Annotated in this window: 14 protein-coding genes; 11 read left to right on the top strand and 3 right to left on the bottom strand. The window is 72.0% G+C overall.

Features of this window, described 5'->3' with window-relative positions:
* Positions 1 to 331: 331 nt before the first annotated feature.
* The 8 genes from ACWGPF_RS05945 (at position 332) to ACWGPF_RS05910 (ending at position 9,520) form a co-directional block, all read left to right on the top strand.
* The gene (locus tag ACWGPF_RS05945; RefSeq protein WP_452331942.1) at positions 332 to 1,291 is read left to right on the top strand and encodes a hypothetical protein; all 960 of its coding nucleotides are present in this window, start codon (positions 332 to 334) and stop codon (positions 1,289 to 1,291) included.
* Positions 1,292 to 1,706: 415 nt separating this feature from the next.
* Positions 1,707 to 2,270: a crossover junction endodeoxyribonuclease RuvC gene (gene ruvC, locus ACWGPF_RS05940; RefSeq protein WP_452331941.1), complete on the top strand. Its 564-nt coding sequence runs from the start codon at positions 1,707 to 1,709 to the stop codon at positions 2,268 to 2,270.
* A gap of 46 nt (positions 2,271 to 2,316) precedes the next feature.
* On the top strand, positions 2,317 to 2,940 hold the full coding sequence (ruvA, locus tag ACWGPF_RS05935) for a Holliday junction branch migration protein RuvA (protein WP_452331940.1): 624 nt from the start codon (positions 2,317 to 2,319) through the stop codon (positions 2,938 to 2,940).
* Positions 2,933 to 3,970: a Holliday junction branch migration DNA helicase RuvB gene (gene ruvB / locus ACWGPF_RS05930; RefSeq protein WP_345435426.1), complete on the top strand. Its 1,038-nt coding sequence runs from the start codon at positions 2,933 to 2,935 to the stop codon at positions 3,968 to 3,970. Before ruvA ends, ruvB begins: the two co-directional genes overlap by 8 nt.
* 85 nt (positions 3,971 to 4,055) lie before the next feature.
* Positions 4,056 to 4,490, top strand: coding sequence for a preprotein translocase subunit YajC (locus ACWGPF_RS05925; RefSeq protein ID WP_452331939.1), 435 nt, complete (start codon positions 4,056 to 4,058; stop codon positions 4,488 to 4,490).
* Positions 4,491 to 4,537: 47 nt separating this feature from the next.
* A complete protein-coding gene (secD, locus tag ACWGPF_RS05920) occupies positions 4,538 to 6,235 on the top strand; it encodes a protein translocase subunit SecD (RefSeq protein WP_452331938.1) in 1,698 nt (565 codons plus the stop codon).
* Positions 6,235 to 7,206 (top strand): protein translocase subunit SecF, encoded by a 972-nt coding sequence (secF, locus tag ACWGPF_RS05915; protein WP_452331937.1) that lies wholly within the window; start codon positions 6,235 to 6,237, stop codon positions 7,204 to 7,206. Before secD ends, secF begins: the two co-directional genes overlap by 1 nt.
* Positions 7,207 to 7,282: 76 nt before the next feature.
* Entirely contained in the window at positions 7,283 to 9,520 is a 2,238-nt protein-coding gene (locus ACWGPF_RS05910; RefSeq protein ID WP_452331936.1) for a RelA/SpoT family protein, read from the top strand.
* Here ACWGPF_RS05910 and ACWGPF_RS05905 read toward each other — a convergent pair.
* From ACWGPF_RS05905 to ACWGPF_RS05895, 3 genes are all read right to left on the bottom strand, one after another.
* Positions 9,499 to 10,062 (bottom strand): SAM-dependent methyltransferase, encoded by a 564-nt coding sequence (locus ACWGPF_RS05905; protein WP_452331935.1) that lies wholly within the window; start codon positions 10,060 to 10,062, stop codon positions 9,499 to 9,501. The genes ACWGPF_RS05910 and ACWGPF_RS05905 overlap by 22 nt on opposite strands.
* 100 nt (positions 10,063 to 10,162) lie before the next feature.
* Positions 10,163 to 11,878 carry a DUF349 domain-containing protein gene (locus ACWGPF_RS05900; protein ID WP_452331934.1) on the bottom strand — a complete coding sequence of 572 codons (1,716 nt, stop codon included), beginning with the start codon at positions 11,876 to 11,878 and terminating at the stop codon, positions 10,163 to 10,165.
* Between the two features lie 83 nt (positions 11,879 to 11,961).
* Positions 11,962 to 12,285, bottom strand: a complete 324-nt coding sequence (locus ACWGPF_RS05895; protein ID WP_452331933.1) for a dioxygenase — start codon at positions 12,283 to 12,285, stop codon at positions 11,962 to 11,964.
* Between the two features lie 124 nt (positions 12,286 to 12,409).
* Here ACWGPF_RS05895 and ACWGPF_RS05890 point away from each other — a divergent pair, with 124 nt between their 5' ends.
* From ACWGPF_RS05890 to ACWGPF_RS05880, 3 genes are all read left to right on the top strand, one after another.
* Entirely contained in the window at positions 12,410 to 13,741 is a 1,332-nt protein-coding gene (locus tag ACWGPF_RS05890) for a replication-associated recombination protein A (RefSeq protein WP_452331932.1), read from the top strand.
* A 148-nt stretch (positions 13,742 to 13,889) separates the two neighbouring features.
* Positions 13,890 to 14,519 (top strand): 30S ribosomal protein S4, encoded by a 630-nt coding sequence (rpsD, locus tag ACWGPF_RS05885; protein WP_345435447.1) that lies wholly within the window; start codon positions 13,890 to 13,892, stop codon positions 14,517 to 14,519.
* Positions 14,520 to 14,651: 132 nt separating this feature from the next.
* Positions 14,652 to 14,846 carry a hypothetical protein gene (locus ACWGPF_RS05880; protein ID WP_452331931.1) on the top strand — a complete coding sequence of 65 codons (195 nt, stop codon included), beginning with the start codon at positions 14,652 to 14,654 and terminating at the stop codon, positions 14,844 to 14,846.
* Positions 14,847 to 14,868 lie beyond the last annotated feature (22 nt).

The following is a 14,868-nucleotide window of genomic DNA, read 5'->3' as shown; positions in this document are numbered from 1 at the left end:
CGTCTCGCGACGCGCTCCGGGGCCCTCGGCGTGCTGTGCGCGGGGTGCGTGGGGGTGCGCGGCCGCGGTGCACCCTGTGCGCGGCGGTGCGTGTTGTGGGCGGCGGTGCGTGTTGTGCGCGGGGGTGCGTGTGCGCTCGGCATCGGCGTGCACAGCACGCACCGGCGTGCGTGGCTTGCACCGGTGGCGTGCGCCCGCCTCGACGTGATGCCGGCCCGTGGAGGGCGCCTGCTGGCGTCGGCATGTGCACAGGGCGCACTCGCCGGCGCGTCGTGTCCACATGCGTGTGGTCGCCGCCCCGCGCGGCTCCCAGCGCGTCAGCCTGTGGGGTATGGCTCGCCGCTTCGACCCGCCGGTGCTCCCGTCGCCGATCCCGCTGCTGATCCAACGCGACTCGGCGGTGCGCCTCGATGCGGCCGCGCGACGCGGGGAGGTCGTGCGCGTGATGCGGGGCGTCTACGCGGATTCCGCGGCATGGGAGCAGCTGCCGCCATGGGACCGCTATCGCGCCCGGGTGCATGCCGTGACCCGCATGCGACCGGATGCCGTCCTCTGCCTCGAATCGGCGTCGAGCGTGTTCGGGTCGCCTGTGATCGGCGCTCCCAACGAGGTGCACGTCATCGGCGACCACCTCACGACCCGGGTCAGCGGCGGCGTGCACACGCACCGATGCGCCGATCGACGCGAGGTGATCGAGGTCGCCGGCATCCGCGTCGTGGCGCCGATCGACACGGCGGTCGACATCGCCCGCCTCCGTCATCCCCTCGCCGGTGTCGCCGCCTGCGACGCCTACCTGCGCGATGTCGATCCGCAGGGTGCGCAGGCGCTGCTCGACGTGAACGCCGCACGCACCCGCGTGCGCGGGCGCGCGAAGGCGGACGAGGCCATCCGCCTCGCCCGACCGCTTGCGGAGACGGTGCTGGAATCGGTCAGCCGGTGCGTGATCGTCTGGTGCGGATTCGACGAGCCCGAGCTGCAGGTGACGTTCCTCCTCGAAGACGGAGAGGCGCGCGTCGACATGCTGTGGCGCGACGCGAACGTCATCGGAGAGGCGGATGGCGTGATCAAGTACCGAGGGGAGTTCGGCGACGCGGTGGAGGCCATCCGCGCCGAGAAGAAGCGCGAGCGACAGCTTCGCGAGATCGCGAGCATGGCGCGGTGGGGATGGGCGGAGGTCGCGGAACCGCAGAAGCTCATGCGCACGCTCAGCGCTGCGGGTGTCGTGCAGCGGTCCGCCCCGCGCGACGCACTGCTGGCGGGTGTCCGCACGGTGCTCGGCCGCCGGAGATAGCGGCCGCGCGTGCCTGTGGCCGTGAGACCGAGCCGGCCGCTTGTCCCGGGCGTGTCCCGCGCGGCGGTGCGTGCTCTGCGCGGCGGTGCGTGCTCTGCGCGGCGGTGCAGGTGGTGCGCTGCGGTGCGTGTGGGACATGCACCGCCGTGCACGGAACGCACCACCATGCACAGCGTGCACCGCCGTGAGCCGGGTCCCGCGCCCGCCGCCGCAGCACGCCCGCCGTCGCCGCCCCGCCGCCGCACCTCCCGCCGCGCCACCGCCGCGCCCGCCGCCGCACCTCCCGCCCCGCCTCCCGCTGCGCCGCCGTGGCTCCCCCCCCCCCGCACCTCCCGCCGCGCCACCGCCGCGCCCGCCGCCGCACCTCCCGCCGCGCCTCCGCGGCGTCGGCGGCGCTCCGCGTAGCGTGGGGGACATGCGCGTCCTCGGCATCGATCCCGGCCTCACTCGCTGCGGCGTGGGGGTCGTCGACGTGCGCCGCGACCGCTCGGCGTCGCTCGTGCACGTCGGCGTCATCCGCTCGCCCGTGGATGCGCCCGTCGCGGAGCGGCTGGCGACGATCGCGCGCGGCATCCGCGCCGTCATCACCGAGCATGCGCCGGAGGTCGTGGCGGTCGAGCGGGTCTTCGCGCAGCAGAACCTGTCTACCGTCATGGGCACGGCGCAGGCCTCGGGCGTCGCGCTCATGCTCGCGGCGGAGGCCGGGCTCGAGACCGCAACCCACACGCCGAGCGAGGTGAAGGCGGCCATCACCGGCTACGGCTCAGCGGACAAGCTGCAGGTGCAGACCATGGTCGCGCGCGTCCTGCGCCTCGATGCCCTCCCCAAGCCAGCGGATGCCGCAGACGCCCTCGCCCTCGCCCTCTGCCACGCCTGGCGAGGGGCTCCCGTGCCGTCCTCGGCGGGCGGCACCCTCACCCCGGCGCAGCGTGCGTGGGCGGAGGCGGAGAAGCGCGGACGCCGCGCCCCCGCCCGCTGAGCGTGTCGGTCGAACATAGGTACGATCGCTCCCGTAGGCTGGAGGCATGATCTCCTCCCTGCGCGGCGTCGTGCTGCATGCCGGCTCCGACAGCGTCATCCTGGAGGTCGGCGGCGTCGGCTTCTCGGTCGCGGTGCCCGTCGACGTCGCCCGCACCGCCCGAGCGGGGGAGGAGCTGCTCCTCCACACGCATCTCGTCGTGCGGGAGGACGCGCTGTCGCTGTTCGGATTCGCGTCCCGCGACGAGCTCGACGTCTTCGGCGTGCTGCTCGGCGTCTCGGGCGTCGGCCCCAAGTCCGCGCTCGGAGTGCTGTCGTCGCTGACGATCGACCAGATCGCGCAGGCGGTCGCCGACGAGGACGACAAGCCGTTCCGAAAGGTGTCCGGGATCGGCCCCAAGACCGCGAAGCTCATCGCCGTGCAGCTGCAGGGCAGGCTCGCGCCGCCGGCCCCGTCGGCGGTACGCGCCGTGCCGGGGGCCGCGCCCGACGTCGTCGCCCAGGTCGCGCAGGCGGTCGCGGGCCTCGGATGGCCGGAGCGCGTGGCTGCGGAGGCGGTCGCCGCTGCCGCGGAGAACGCATCCGACGCCGACCGCTCGTCCGTGCAGGGGCTGCTGAGGCTCACGCTCGCCGCGCTCGGCCCTGCGCTCGGCGGAGGCGCGCGTGTCTGACCGGGAGGTGGCGCCCCAGCCGGCCGACGACACCGAGCTCGCGATCGAGGGGGCGCTCCGCCCGTCGAGCCTCGACGAGTTCGTCGGCCAGCACAAGGTGCGCGGTCAGCTGCAGCTCCTCCTCGAGGCGGCCCGCATCCAGGAGCGCCCCGCCGACCACATCCTCCTCGCGGGTCCTCCCGGTCTCGGCAAGACGACGCTCGCGATGATCGTCGCGCACGAGAGCGGCCGGCCCCTGCGGATGTCGAGCGGCCCGGCCATCCAGCACGCAGGCGACCTCGCCGCCCTGCTGTCGAGCCTCATGCCGGGCGAGGTGCTCTTCATCGACGAGATCCACCGGATGGCCCGCACGGCCGAGGAGATGCTGTACCTCGCGATGGAGGACTTCCGCATCGACATCATGGTCGGGAAGGGCGCCGGCGCCACGAGCATCCCGCTCGACCTCGCGCCGTTCACCCTCGTCGGCGCCACGACCCGGTCCGGACTCCTCCCGAACCCGCTTCGCGACCGCTTCGGGTTCACCGCGCACCTCGAGTACTACGACGCCGAGGAGCTCGAGCAGGTCATCGCGCGCTCCGCACGCGTCATCGGGATGGATCTCGCGGGACCGCAACGGGAGGAGATCGCGCGGCGCTCACGCGGCACGCCGCGCATCGCGAACCGGCTGCTGCGCCGCGTGCGCGACTACGCGCTCGTCCACGCCGGCGGCGCCGCGCCGGGGATGGCCGACGTGCGCGCCGCGCTCGAGCTGTACGACGTCGACGCGATCGGCCTCGACCGCCTCGACCGCGCCGTCCTCGATGCCCTCGTCCGACGGTTCCGGGGCGGGCCCGTGGGGCTCGGCACGCTCGCGGTGTCGGTCGGCGAGGAGGCGGACACCGTCGAGAGCGTCGTGGAGCCCTATCTCGTGCGCATCGGGTTCATGGGCCGCACGCCCCGCGGCCGCATCGCGATGCCGGAGGCCTATGCGCACCTCGGCGTCGCCCACGGCGCGCACGGGCAGACGCCGCTGAAACTCGATGACCTATAATCGCTGAAGACTTCGCGTCGGGCTCTCCGGCGCGCATCCCGAAGGGCCGATGACGGCTCGTGCACGTCCGAAAGGCGCCCCCTCCATGGATATCCTCCTCCTCGTCGTCCTGGCCGCGCTGCTGGTGTTCATGTTCATCAGCTCCCGTCGCCGCACCAAGAAGATGAAGGAGGAGCAGGAGCGCCGCAACCTGCTCATGGTCCCCGGCGCACGGGTCATGACGCGCAGCGGCCTGTTCGGCACCATCGTGGCCTTCGACGCCGACGACCTCACGAAGCCCGCCGAGCTCGAGATCGCCCCCGGCGTCGTCATCGAGGTGCACGCGCAGGCGCTCGACCTCGCCCCCGAGGCCGTCGAGACGGCGTCCGAGGACGAGTCCGTCGAGGAGACGATCGAGGACGACGCCGCGTTCGAGGGCCCCGACGTGGAGCGCCCGACGACCGACGAGGGTCCGCGCGGCTACACGCTCAACGGTGCCGACGTGGACGAGCTCCCCGGCGACGACAAGTCCAAGAACTGACACCCTCCCTCCGCTGGCCGGCCGGCCGTCTCGAAAGCTGACGTCACGTGGCGACATCCTCCCCTGTGCGCAGAGCCTCGCGCGCCCTCATCGGACTCCTGGCCATCGCGGCCGTCCTGTTCGGCATCAACGCCATCGGCGTCTACGCCACGAAGGGCAGCTCGTGGGTGCCCGAGCTCGCCCTCGACCTGCAGGGCGGCACCCAGATCGTGCTGGAGGCGCAGACCGACGGCGCCGCGCCGTCGGCCGAGCAGATGCAGCAGGCGATCGCCATCATCCGCGAGCGCGTCGACGCGTCCGGCGTCGCCGAGGCCGAGGTGACGACGCAGGGATCGGACAACATCGTCGTCCAGATCCCCGGCGAAGCGGACGAGCAGACGCGCGAGCGCATCCAGTCGACGGCCCAGCTGCAGCTGCGCAAGGTCCTCTACGCGACCCAGGCGGCGAACACCTTCGTCGGCGAGGACGGCGAGTCGACGCCCTACCCGAGCCCCGACCCGTCGCTCAACGCGACCCCGACGATCGAGCCCACGGCAGGAAACGACCCGAACTGGATCACCGAGGCGCTGTCGGCCGAGTTCCTCGCGTACGACTGCGCGAACCCGACCGACCAGTCGGACGTGCCCGCGAGCGAGCCCCTCATCGCGTGCGACGCCTCCGGCACGGCGAAGTACCTGCTCGGGCCGGTCGAGATGGACGGCTCCTCGATCTCCGACGCGCAGGCCGTCGTCGACCAGCAGAACGGCCAGTGGGCCGTGCAGCTGCGGTTCGACGGCGAGGGCACGGACGAGTTCGCGACGGTCAGCCAGCAGCTCTACGGCCAGACCGAGCCGTACAACATGTTCGCGTTCGTCCTCGACGGCGACGTCGTGTCGGCTCCCACCATGGATGCCGTCATCACCGACGGCCGCCCGAGCATCTCGGGCGCCGGCATCACGCAGGACACGGCGCAGACGCTCGCCGACCAGCTGAAGTTCGGCGCCCTGCCCATCAGCTTCGAGGTCGTGTCGTCCGACACGATCTCGGCGACGCTCGGATCGCAGCAGCTGCAGATCGGCCTCGTCGCGGGCCTCATCGGCCTCGGGCTCGTCGCGCTCTACGTCGTGCTCATCAGCTATCGCGCGCTGGGCTTCGTCATCATCGCGTCGCTCGCGGTGATGGCCGTGCTCACGTACATCCTGCTGTGCATCCTGTCGTGGCGACTCGGCTACCGGCTCTCCCTCGCCGGCGTCGCGGGCCTCATCGTGACGATCGGCTTCACAGCCGACTCGTTCATCGTGTACTTCGAGCGCATCCGAGACGAGCTGCGCGACGGCAAGACGATCACGGGGGCGGTCGAGGATGGATGGGCGCGCGCGAAGCGCACCATCTACATCTCGAAGTCGATCAACATCCTCGCCGCCGTGGTGCTGTACATCCTCGCCGACGCGACCGTGAAGGGCTTCGCGTTCACGCTCGGCCTCACGACGGTGCTCGACGTCCTGATCTTCGTCATCTTCACGCACCCCGTCATGCAGCTGCTCGCGCGCACGCGCTTCTTCGGCGGCGGCCATCCGCTCTCCGGCCTCGACCCCGAGGCGCTCGGCGCCGTGTACCGGGGCCGTGCGCAGTTCCGCCAGCCGGTGGCAGCGGGAGCGAAGGCGACGCGCGCCCGCGGCGAGGCGGAGCGCCGCCAGACCATCGCGGAACGGAAGGAAGCCGAGCGCGCAGCCAGCGAGCGGTCCGGCAAGGAGGAGAACGTCTGATGCGCTCGATGGCTCAGTGGGGCAACGACCTCTACACGGGCAAGGCGTCGGTCCCGTTCGTCGCCCGCCGCAAGCTGTGGTTCCTCATCGCGATCGCCCTCGTGGCGGTGTCCGTCCTCGCGCCCTTCGTGCGCGGCATCGAGCTCTCGATCGAGTTCACGGGCGGTTCGCAGTTCACGGTCTCGGCGCCGTCCTCGACCGACCAGGCGATCGCGACCGACGCCGTGCACACGGTCGACGGCGACGCCGAGGCGAAGGTCACGGTCGTGGGCGGAACCGACATCCGCGTCCAGACCTCGCAGATGTCCGAGGACGAGACGCGCCAGGTGTCGGCCGCCCTCGCCGAGGCGTACGGCGTCGATGCGAGCGAGGTGACCGACTCCTTCATCGGGCCCACCTGGGGCGCCGACGTCACGCGCCAGTCTCTGTGGGGCCTCGGGGTCTTCCTCGTGCTCACGTTCGTGATCCTCGCGATCTACTTCCGCACCTGGAAGATGTCGGTCGCGGCGATCGTCGGCCTCCTCGACGTGCTCGTGATCACGGTGGGCATCTACTCGCTCGCCGGCTTCGAGATCTCGCCAGCGGCCGTCATCGGCTTCCTCACGATCCTCGGCTACTCGCTGTACGACACCACGGTCGTGTTCGACAAGATCCGCGAGAACACCGCGGAGGACGGCGAGATCACGGGTCGGACGTTCGGGGAGTCCGTCAACCTCGGCGTCAACCAGACGCTCATCCGCTCGATCAACACGTCGATCGTCGCTGCCCTGCCCGTGGCGGCCATCCTCTTCATCGGCGTGTTCTGGCTGGGCGCGGAGACCCTCTCCGACATCTCGCTGTCGATCTTCGTGGGCATCCTCGTCGCGACGTACTCGACGCTGTTCGTGTCGGCGCCGCTCTACGCCCTCATGCGCGAGAAGGAGCCGGCGATCGCGCAGCGCGACGCCCGCGTCATCGAGGCGCGGGGGTGACGGCGGCCGCCGCGCGGCGCTCGTGCCCGGCGGGCGTAGGATGATGTCCACGCCCGGCGGGCGGGGGAGGAGACCGATGGCGGACAGCGTGGCGAGCCCGACGAGCCTGCGCCGGCTCGTGCCCCGGATCTTCTCCCGAGCGCCTCGCTACGCCGATCTGTCGAAGCTCCTCTCGTCCGTCCGCGCGAACCACCCGCGCGGAGACATCGCGATCATCGAGCGCGCCTACCAGGTCGCCGAGGAGAAGCACCGGGGTCAGAAGCGGCAGAGCGGCGAGCCGTACATCACCCATCCCCTCGCCGTCGCGGAGATCCTCGCCGATCTCGGTCTCGGTCCCAAGGCGATCGCCGCGGCGCTCCTCCACGACACCGTCGAGGACACCGGCTACCCGCTCGAGGACCTGCGCGCGGAGTTCGGGGACGAGGTCGCCCTGCTCGTCGACGGCGTCACGAAGCTCGACAAGGTCAAGTACGGCGAGAGCGCGCAGGCCGAGACCGTCCGCAAGATGATCGTCGCGATGTCGAAGGACATCCGCGTGCTCGTCATCAAGCTCGCCGACCGCCTGCACAACGCCCGGACCTGGGGATTCGTCCCCCCGGAGAAGGCGAAGAAGAAGGCGACCGAGACCCTCGAGATCTACGCGCCGCTCGCCCATCGACTGGGGATCCAGGCGATCAAGTCGGAGCTCGAGGACCTCTCCTTCGCGGTGCTGTACCCCAAGATCTACAACGAGATCGACTCGCTCGTGAAGCAGCGGACGCCGCAGCGCGAGCAGTACGTGCAGCGCGTCATCGACGACGTCATGCTCGATCTGCACGAGCTGCGCATCCGCGGCAGCGTCTCCGGTCGACCCAAGCAGCTGTACTCCGTCTACCAGAAGATGGTCGTGCGCGGGCGCGAGTTCGACGACATCTACGACCTCATCGGCATCCGCGTCATCGTCGCGAGCGTGCGCGACTGCTACGCCGTGCTGGGAGCCATCCACGCGCGGTGGACGCCTCTCCCCGGCCGCTTCAAGGACTACATCGCGACGCCCAAGTTCAACCTCTACCGCTCTCTGCACACGACGGTGATCGGCCCGGGCGGCCGCACGGTCGAGATCCAGATCCGCACCCAGGAGATGCACCAGCAGGCCGAGTACGGCGTCGCTGCGCACTGGAAGTACAAGGAGCGGATGGCCGCCGGCCAGGTCGACGAGCGGCTGTCCGACACCGACATGGCCTGGGTCGCGCGCCTGAGCGACTGGCAGGCCGAGACGAAGGACCCCGGGGAGTTCCTCGACTCGCTGCGCTTCGAGATCGGCGCGAAGGAGGTCTACGTCTTCACGCCCAAGGGCCGGGTGATCGGCCTGCCTGCGGGGGCGACGCCCGTCGACTTCGCCTACGCCGTGCACACCGAGATCGGCCATCGCACGATGGGCGCGAAGGTGAACGGGCGCCTCGTCCCGCTCGACTCGCAGCTCAACTCCGGCGACGTCGTCGAGGTGTTCACGTCGAAGAACCCCGACGCGGGCCCCAGTCAGGACTGGCTCGGCTTCGTGCAGAGCTCCCGGGCGCGCAACAAGATCCGCGGATGGTTCACGAAGGAGCGCCGCGAGGAGGCCATCGAGCAGGGCAAGGAGGCGATCGCGCGCGCGATGCGCCGCCAGAACATGCCGCTGCAGAATCTCAAGGACTCGCTCGCCGAGGTCGCGCACCAGCTGCGCCTCGACGACGTGTCGGGGCTCTACGCCGCGGTGGGCGAAGGCCACGTGTCGACGCAGTCCGTGCTCGAGAAGGTGCAGGCGCTCCACCACACGGCGGAGCCCGCGACCGGGCCCCTCGACCTGCCGCCGACGGCGTCCCAGCGCAAGATCCGCGGCGGTGACTCCGGCGTGCTCGTGCGGGGCGCCGACGACATCCTCGTCAAGCTCGCGAAATGCTGCACGCCCGTGCCGGGCGACCCGATCGTCGGCTTCATCACGCGCGGTCAGGGCGTGTCGGTGCACCGCGCCGACTGCACGAACGTCGCGTCGCTCACGCAGAACCCCGATCGCATGATCGAGGTCGAGTGGGCGCCGACGACGAAGAGCGTGTTCCTCGTGCAGATCCAGGTCGAGGCGCTCGACCGCGGCGGCCTGCTCTCCGACATCACGCGCGTGCTGAGCGAGCACCACGTCAACATCCTCTCGGCGAACGTCTCCACGACGCGGGAGCGCCTGGCGATCTCGCGGTACGTGTTCGAGATGGGTGACACGGTGCACCTCGACCGCGTGCTCAACGCGGTGCGCCGCATCGACGGCGTGTACGACGTCTACCGTGTGACGTCGTCCTGACGACGCAGCAGCGCGAGCGCCGCGACGGCGTGCGGGCGCCGTCGGTGGTCGGCGAACCACGCGATCGCGGCGGCTCGCGTGCGCTCGTCGCGGGCGAGCAGCGCCGCGGCGTCGCGCGCCGTGCCGGACGGGTCGGCGCCGGGCTGCACGGCGAGCCGCGCGAGATCGGCGAGCGTGCGAGCGGGTGACGAGACCCGGCATCCTCCGAGCAGGACGGCGTCCGCGGACGGCAGCTCCTGGTCGTGGTACCTCACGGCGCGGTCGACGATCCTCGTCGTCATGGCCGGCACGGCGCGCTGCACATCGATCGGCTCGTCGAGCTGCTCGCAGGCGCCGTGGATCCATGCCGCCGTGCGTCGCACGAACGCATAGCTCGGCCCGATGAGGGGCGCGATGCTCGCGGCGCGGGTGGCGGGCGGCGCCGCGGCGTCGGCGGGCAGGAAGCACGCCCCGAGAGCCACCACCTCGCCGTCGATGCGCGCCGCCGTCAGCTCGGCGAGCGACAGGCGGTCGCCGGGATGATAGACGGGGATGGCCGGCATGCCGCCAGTGTGGCAGCCGTGTCGGGGTGGCGGGGATGCCTGTGGAGACGGGATGAGGCGGGGAGCCGTGGGCGCCCCGCCTCGTCCCGTCCGCGTGCTGTCAGCCGCCGATGGCGCGCAGCCAGGCCTGACGGGCGTCCAGCGCCTCCTTGGCGTCGGCGATGGCGCGCTTATCGCCCTTCGCCTCCGCGGCGGCGAGCTCGTCCTGCAGCTTCTCGATCGCGTCGCGGAGCTGCCCGCCGAGGTCGTTGGCGCGCGCCTTCGTCTCGGGGTTGTTGCGCTTCCAGTCGGCGTCCTCGCGCTGCTTGAGCTCCTGCTCGATGCGGCGCAGCTGGTCGTCGAGACCGCGCTCCACGTCGCGCGGGAAGATGCGGCCGACCTCGTCCCAGCGACGCTGGATACCCGTGAGCAGTCGGCGCGCCTCCGAGAGGTCCTTCGTGTCCGGAACGACGGCGGCCTCCTCGAGGAGCGCCTTGCGCGCCTCGATGCGCGGCGCCGACTCGGCCTGCTCGGCCGCGTCGCGCTCGGTGCGCGCCTGGTAGAGCGCATCGCCGGCGGCCTTGAATCGGGCCCACAGCGCGTCGTCGGCCTTGCGCCCAGCGCGTCCGGCTCGCTTCCACTCGTCGAGGAGGGCCCGATAGGAGGGGATGCCGTCCTCGCCCTTCGGAGCGAGGGCCTCCGCGCGCTCGATGAGGCGGTTCTTCACGTCGCGCGCAGCCTTGTGGACCTCGTCGAGCTCGGCGAAGAACGCACGGCGGTGGCGCTCGACCGTCGAGCGGGCGTCGCGGAAGCGCTTCCAGAGCGCCTGCGCCTGCGCCTTCGGGAGGCGGGGGCCGGTCTGCTGATGCGTCTGCCATGCCGCGAAGAGCTCGGACAGCTCGGCCGTGGCCTGCTTCCACTGCACCTGCTGCGGGTCGCGGGCTGCGAGAGCCTCGGCCTTCTCGACGATCGTGGTCCGCTCGACGATGGCGGCGTCGACGGCGGCGCGTGCCGCTGCGGCCTCCTCGGCCGTGGCCTCGGCGAGAGCCTCGACGAGCGCCGTGAGCCGCTGCTCGAGCGCCTTCAGGTCGCCGACGGCGGCGGCACCCACGACATCCTTCTGGAGGCGTCCGGCCTGACCGCGGAGGTCGCTGGCGGATGCGCCGCCGCGCGTGCGGCGCTGCTCGAGCGTGGCGACCTTGAACTCGAGGTCGGCGAACTTGCGGGCGAAGTACTCCAGCGCCTCCTGGGGCGTGCCGTCGGGGTAGTCGCCCACGACGCGCCACGTCTCGCCCTCGCGCACCGACACGACGCCGTTCTCGGTGACCTGGGCCCACTCCTGCTCGATGACGACGGCACCGGGCTCGACCGGCGCGGCGACCGCGGCCTCGTCTGCGCCAGCCGCCTCCTCGGCAGCGGTGGTCTCCTCGGCCGGGCTCGCCACCTCTGCGTCAGCCGCTTCCTCGACGGGCGCGGTCTCCTCGACCGGCGCGACGTCGTCGGCGGGGGCGGTGTCCTCGGCGGGGCTCGTCTCCTCGGCCGGAGCGACATCCTCGGCGGGAGCCGGCTCCTCGACGGGCGCGGTCTCCTCGGCCGGCGCGACGTCGTCGGCGGGGGCGGTGTCCTCGGCGGGGCTCGTCTCCTCGGCCGGAGCGACATCCTCGGCGGGAGCCGGCTCCTCGGCGTCCGGCGCGACCGCCTCCGCGGCGGAGTCCGCGGTCTGCGGCGCGGCCACCTGGCCGTCCTCGACGACGGCGCTGTCGGCGATGGTCTTCTCCGTCACGGCATCGGCGGATGCGGCGGAGTCGGTCTCGGGGGTGTGCTCGGGAATCGACACGGGAATCTCCTTGCGCGGGCGACCGCGGGAGGGGGACAGGACGCGCCCAGCCTAGTACGGCTCGCACGCGCCGGGTCGCCGCGTCAGCCCTCCGGCGTCTCCGTCGGGACCGGCGTCTCCGTGGGGACCGGCGTCGCGGCGGGGTCGTCCGACGGCAGCAGCGGTGCAGGCGCCGTCGACTCCGTGGGCGTGGGGGTGACCGTCGGCTCCGGCACGCCGGGCCCGACCGAGTAGAACAGCACCTGACCCGCGATCGCGAGCGCGATGACCGCCACGGCGATCGACACTCCGACGACGTTGTCGCGTCGCCGGCGGGCGATCCGGGCGTCGTGCAGCCGGGTGCGGGCCTCGTAGACGCGTGCGCGCTCGCGCGCCTCGCGCTCGGCGCGGTTCTTGCCGGTGGCCACGGACTCTCCTTCGCTCCAGGGTCTGAGCCGCCCCCGAGACTACGCCGCGATGCGCCGGACGCCCAATCCGCCGCGCTGCGCCCGTGCACGGTCGGGTGTCGGCCGCCGCCGTTAGCCTGGAGGGATGACCTCGCCTTCCGCCCTCTTCCAGGGGCAGACGCCGCTCGCCGTGCGGATGCGGCCGACCTCCCTCGACGAGGTCGCGGGCCAGGGCCACCTGCTCCGCCCCGGATCGCCCATCGTGGCGCTCGCGGACGCGAACGGCGCGAAGCCCGGCACGGTGTCGGTCATCCTGTGGGGCCCGCCCGGGACGGGGAAGACGACGCTCGCGCAGGCGATCGCGCGCTCCTCGGGGCGGCGCTTCGTCGAGCTGTCGGCCATCACGGCGGGAGTGAAGGACGTCCGCGAGGTGATGAAGGAGGCGCTCGACCAGCGCGATCTCTACGGCACCTCGACCATCCTCTTCCTCGACGAGATCCACCGTTTCACGAAGGCGCAGCAGGACGCCCTCCTTCCCGGTGTCGAGAACGGGTGGGTCATCCTCATCGCCGCCACGACGGAGAACCCGTCGTTCTCGATCATCTCGCCGCTGCTGTCGCGCTCCCTCCTCCTCACCCTGCAGCCGCTCACCGACGGCGACCTGGGCGCTCTCATCGACCGGGCGGTGTCCGACGTCCGCGGACTCGGGGACGCCGTCGCGCTCTCCGCCGAGGCGCGCGCCGCGCTCATCCAGCTCGCGTCGGGCGATGCGCGCCGCGCGCTCACGGCGCTCGAGGCGAGTGCGGGCGTCGCGGCGTCGGAGGCGGGCGACGGCGACGACGCTCCCGTCGTGACCGCCGAGCACGTCGCGCAGGCCGTCGACCGCGCGCTCCTCCGCTACGACCGGCAGGGCGACGAGCACTACGACGTCATCAGCGCCTTCATCAAGTCGATCCGCGGCTCGGATCCCGATGCCGCCGTGCACTACCTCGCGCGCATGATCGAGGCGGGGGAGGACGCGCGGTTCATCGCCCGGCGCCTCGTCGTCCACGCCGCGGAGGACATCGGCCTGGCCGACCCGCGCGCCCTCCAGATCGCGGTGGCGGCGGCCGACGCCGTCGCCTTCATCGGGATGCCGGAGGGGCGCATCCCGCTCGCCGAGGCGACCCTGTACCTCGCGACGGCCCCCAAGTCGAACGCCGCGTACGTCGCGATCGACGCCGCCATCGCCGACGTGAAGGCCGGGCGCATGGGCCCCGTCCCGAAGCATCTGCGCGACGCGCACTACGCGGGTGCCAAGCGCCTCGGGCACGGCAAGGGCTATCTCTACCCGCATGACAGCGACGTGGGCGTCGTCCCGCAGCAGTACCTCCCCGACGAGCTCGCCGGACGCCGCTACTACACGCCCACGACGCACGGCGGCGAGCGCGAGGTGGCCGCGCGCCTCGAGCGCATCCGACGCATCCTCGAGGGCTGACCGGAACTGATAGGATGGAGCGGCTCGAAATCCGAGCACATCCCCCTTCGCAGTTCCCCCGGGCAGTTCGGCGTACGCCCCTCCAACGGGAGAAGGTCGATGTACGTCCGTGTGTCCGCGATCGTCGCGGCCACGTCGAAAGGAAACCATGGTCACCAAGTCGCAGGACCGCCGTAAGGTCCGCCTCTCGCGCGCGCTCGGCGTCGCGCTCACCCCGAAGGCCGCGCGCTACCTCGAGAAGCGCCCCTACGGCCCCGGCCAGCACGGCCGCACCAAGCGCAAGGCCGACAGCGACTACGCCGTCCGTCTGCGTGAGAAGCAGCGTCTGCGCGAGCAGTACGGCATCCGCGAGAAGCAGCTGCGCATCGCGTTCAACGAGGCCCGTCGTCAGGACGGCCTCACCGGTGAGAACCTCGTCGAGCTGCTCGAGATGCGTCTCGACGCGCTCGTGCTGCGTTCGGGCTTCGCCCGCACGACCGCGCAGGCCCGCCAGTTCGTGGTGCACCGCCACATCCTCGTCGACGGCAAGATCGTCGACCGCCCGTCGTTCCGCGTGAAGCCGGGTCAGACCATCGAGATCAAGGCCAAGAGCGAGGGCCTCGAGCCCTTCCAGGTCGCAGCCGCCGGCGGTCACGCCGAGGTCCTGCCGCCCGTTCCCGGCTACCTCGAGGTCGAGCTCGACAAGCTCCAGGCGAAGCTCGTGCGTCGCCCGAAGCGCGTCGAGGTGCCCGTCACCTGCGACGTGCAGCTCGTCGTCGAGTACTACGCCGCGCGCTGATCCAGCCGCGTCCGGAGGGCGTCGGGGCTTCGGCCCCGGCGCCCTCTCGCGTACCCCCGCGGCGCGGCGACTAGGATGGACGGACGCCGTGCCTCCGCGCGGCCCCGGCGTTCGGCGCGAGGACGGATGGACATGAAGAAGCTGCTGTGGTTCCTGCTCGGCATCGTGGGCGGATTCGTCGCCGCGCACTTCCTGAACAAGGATCCGCGCGGCCACGAGCTGCTCGCGTCGATCGATGCGCGCATCGAGGAGTTCGCCGACCGCATGACCGACGCGTACCACGAGGAGGACGCCCGTCGCGGCCCCTCCGACACCGAGACCGCCTGAGCCGACAGGCCCCCGAGACCCC

The organism is Microbacterium sp. NPDC055683, assembly GCF_053617895.1.
This window is presented reverse-complemented; position numbering and strand designations above follow the sequence as displayed.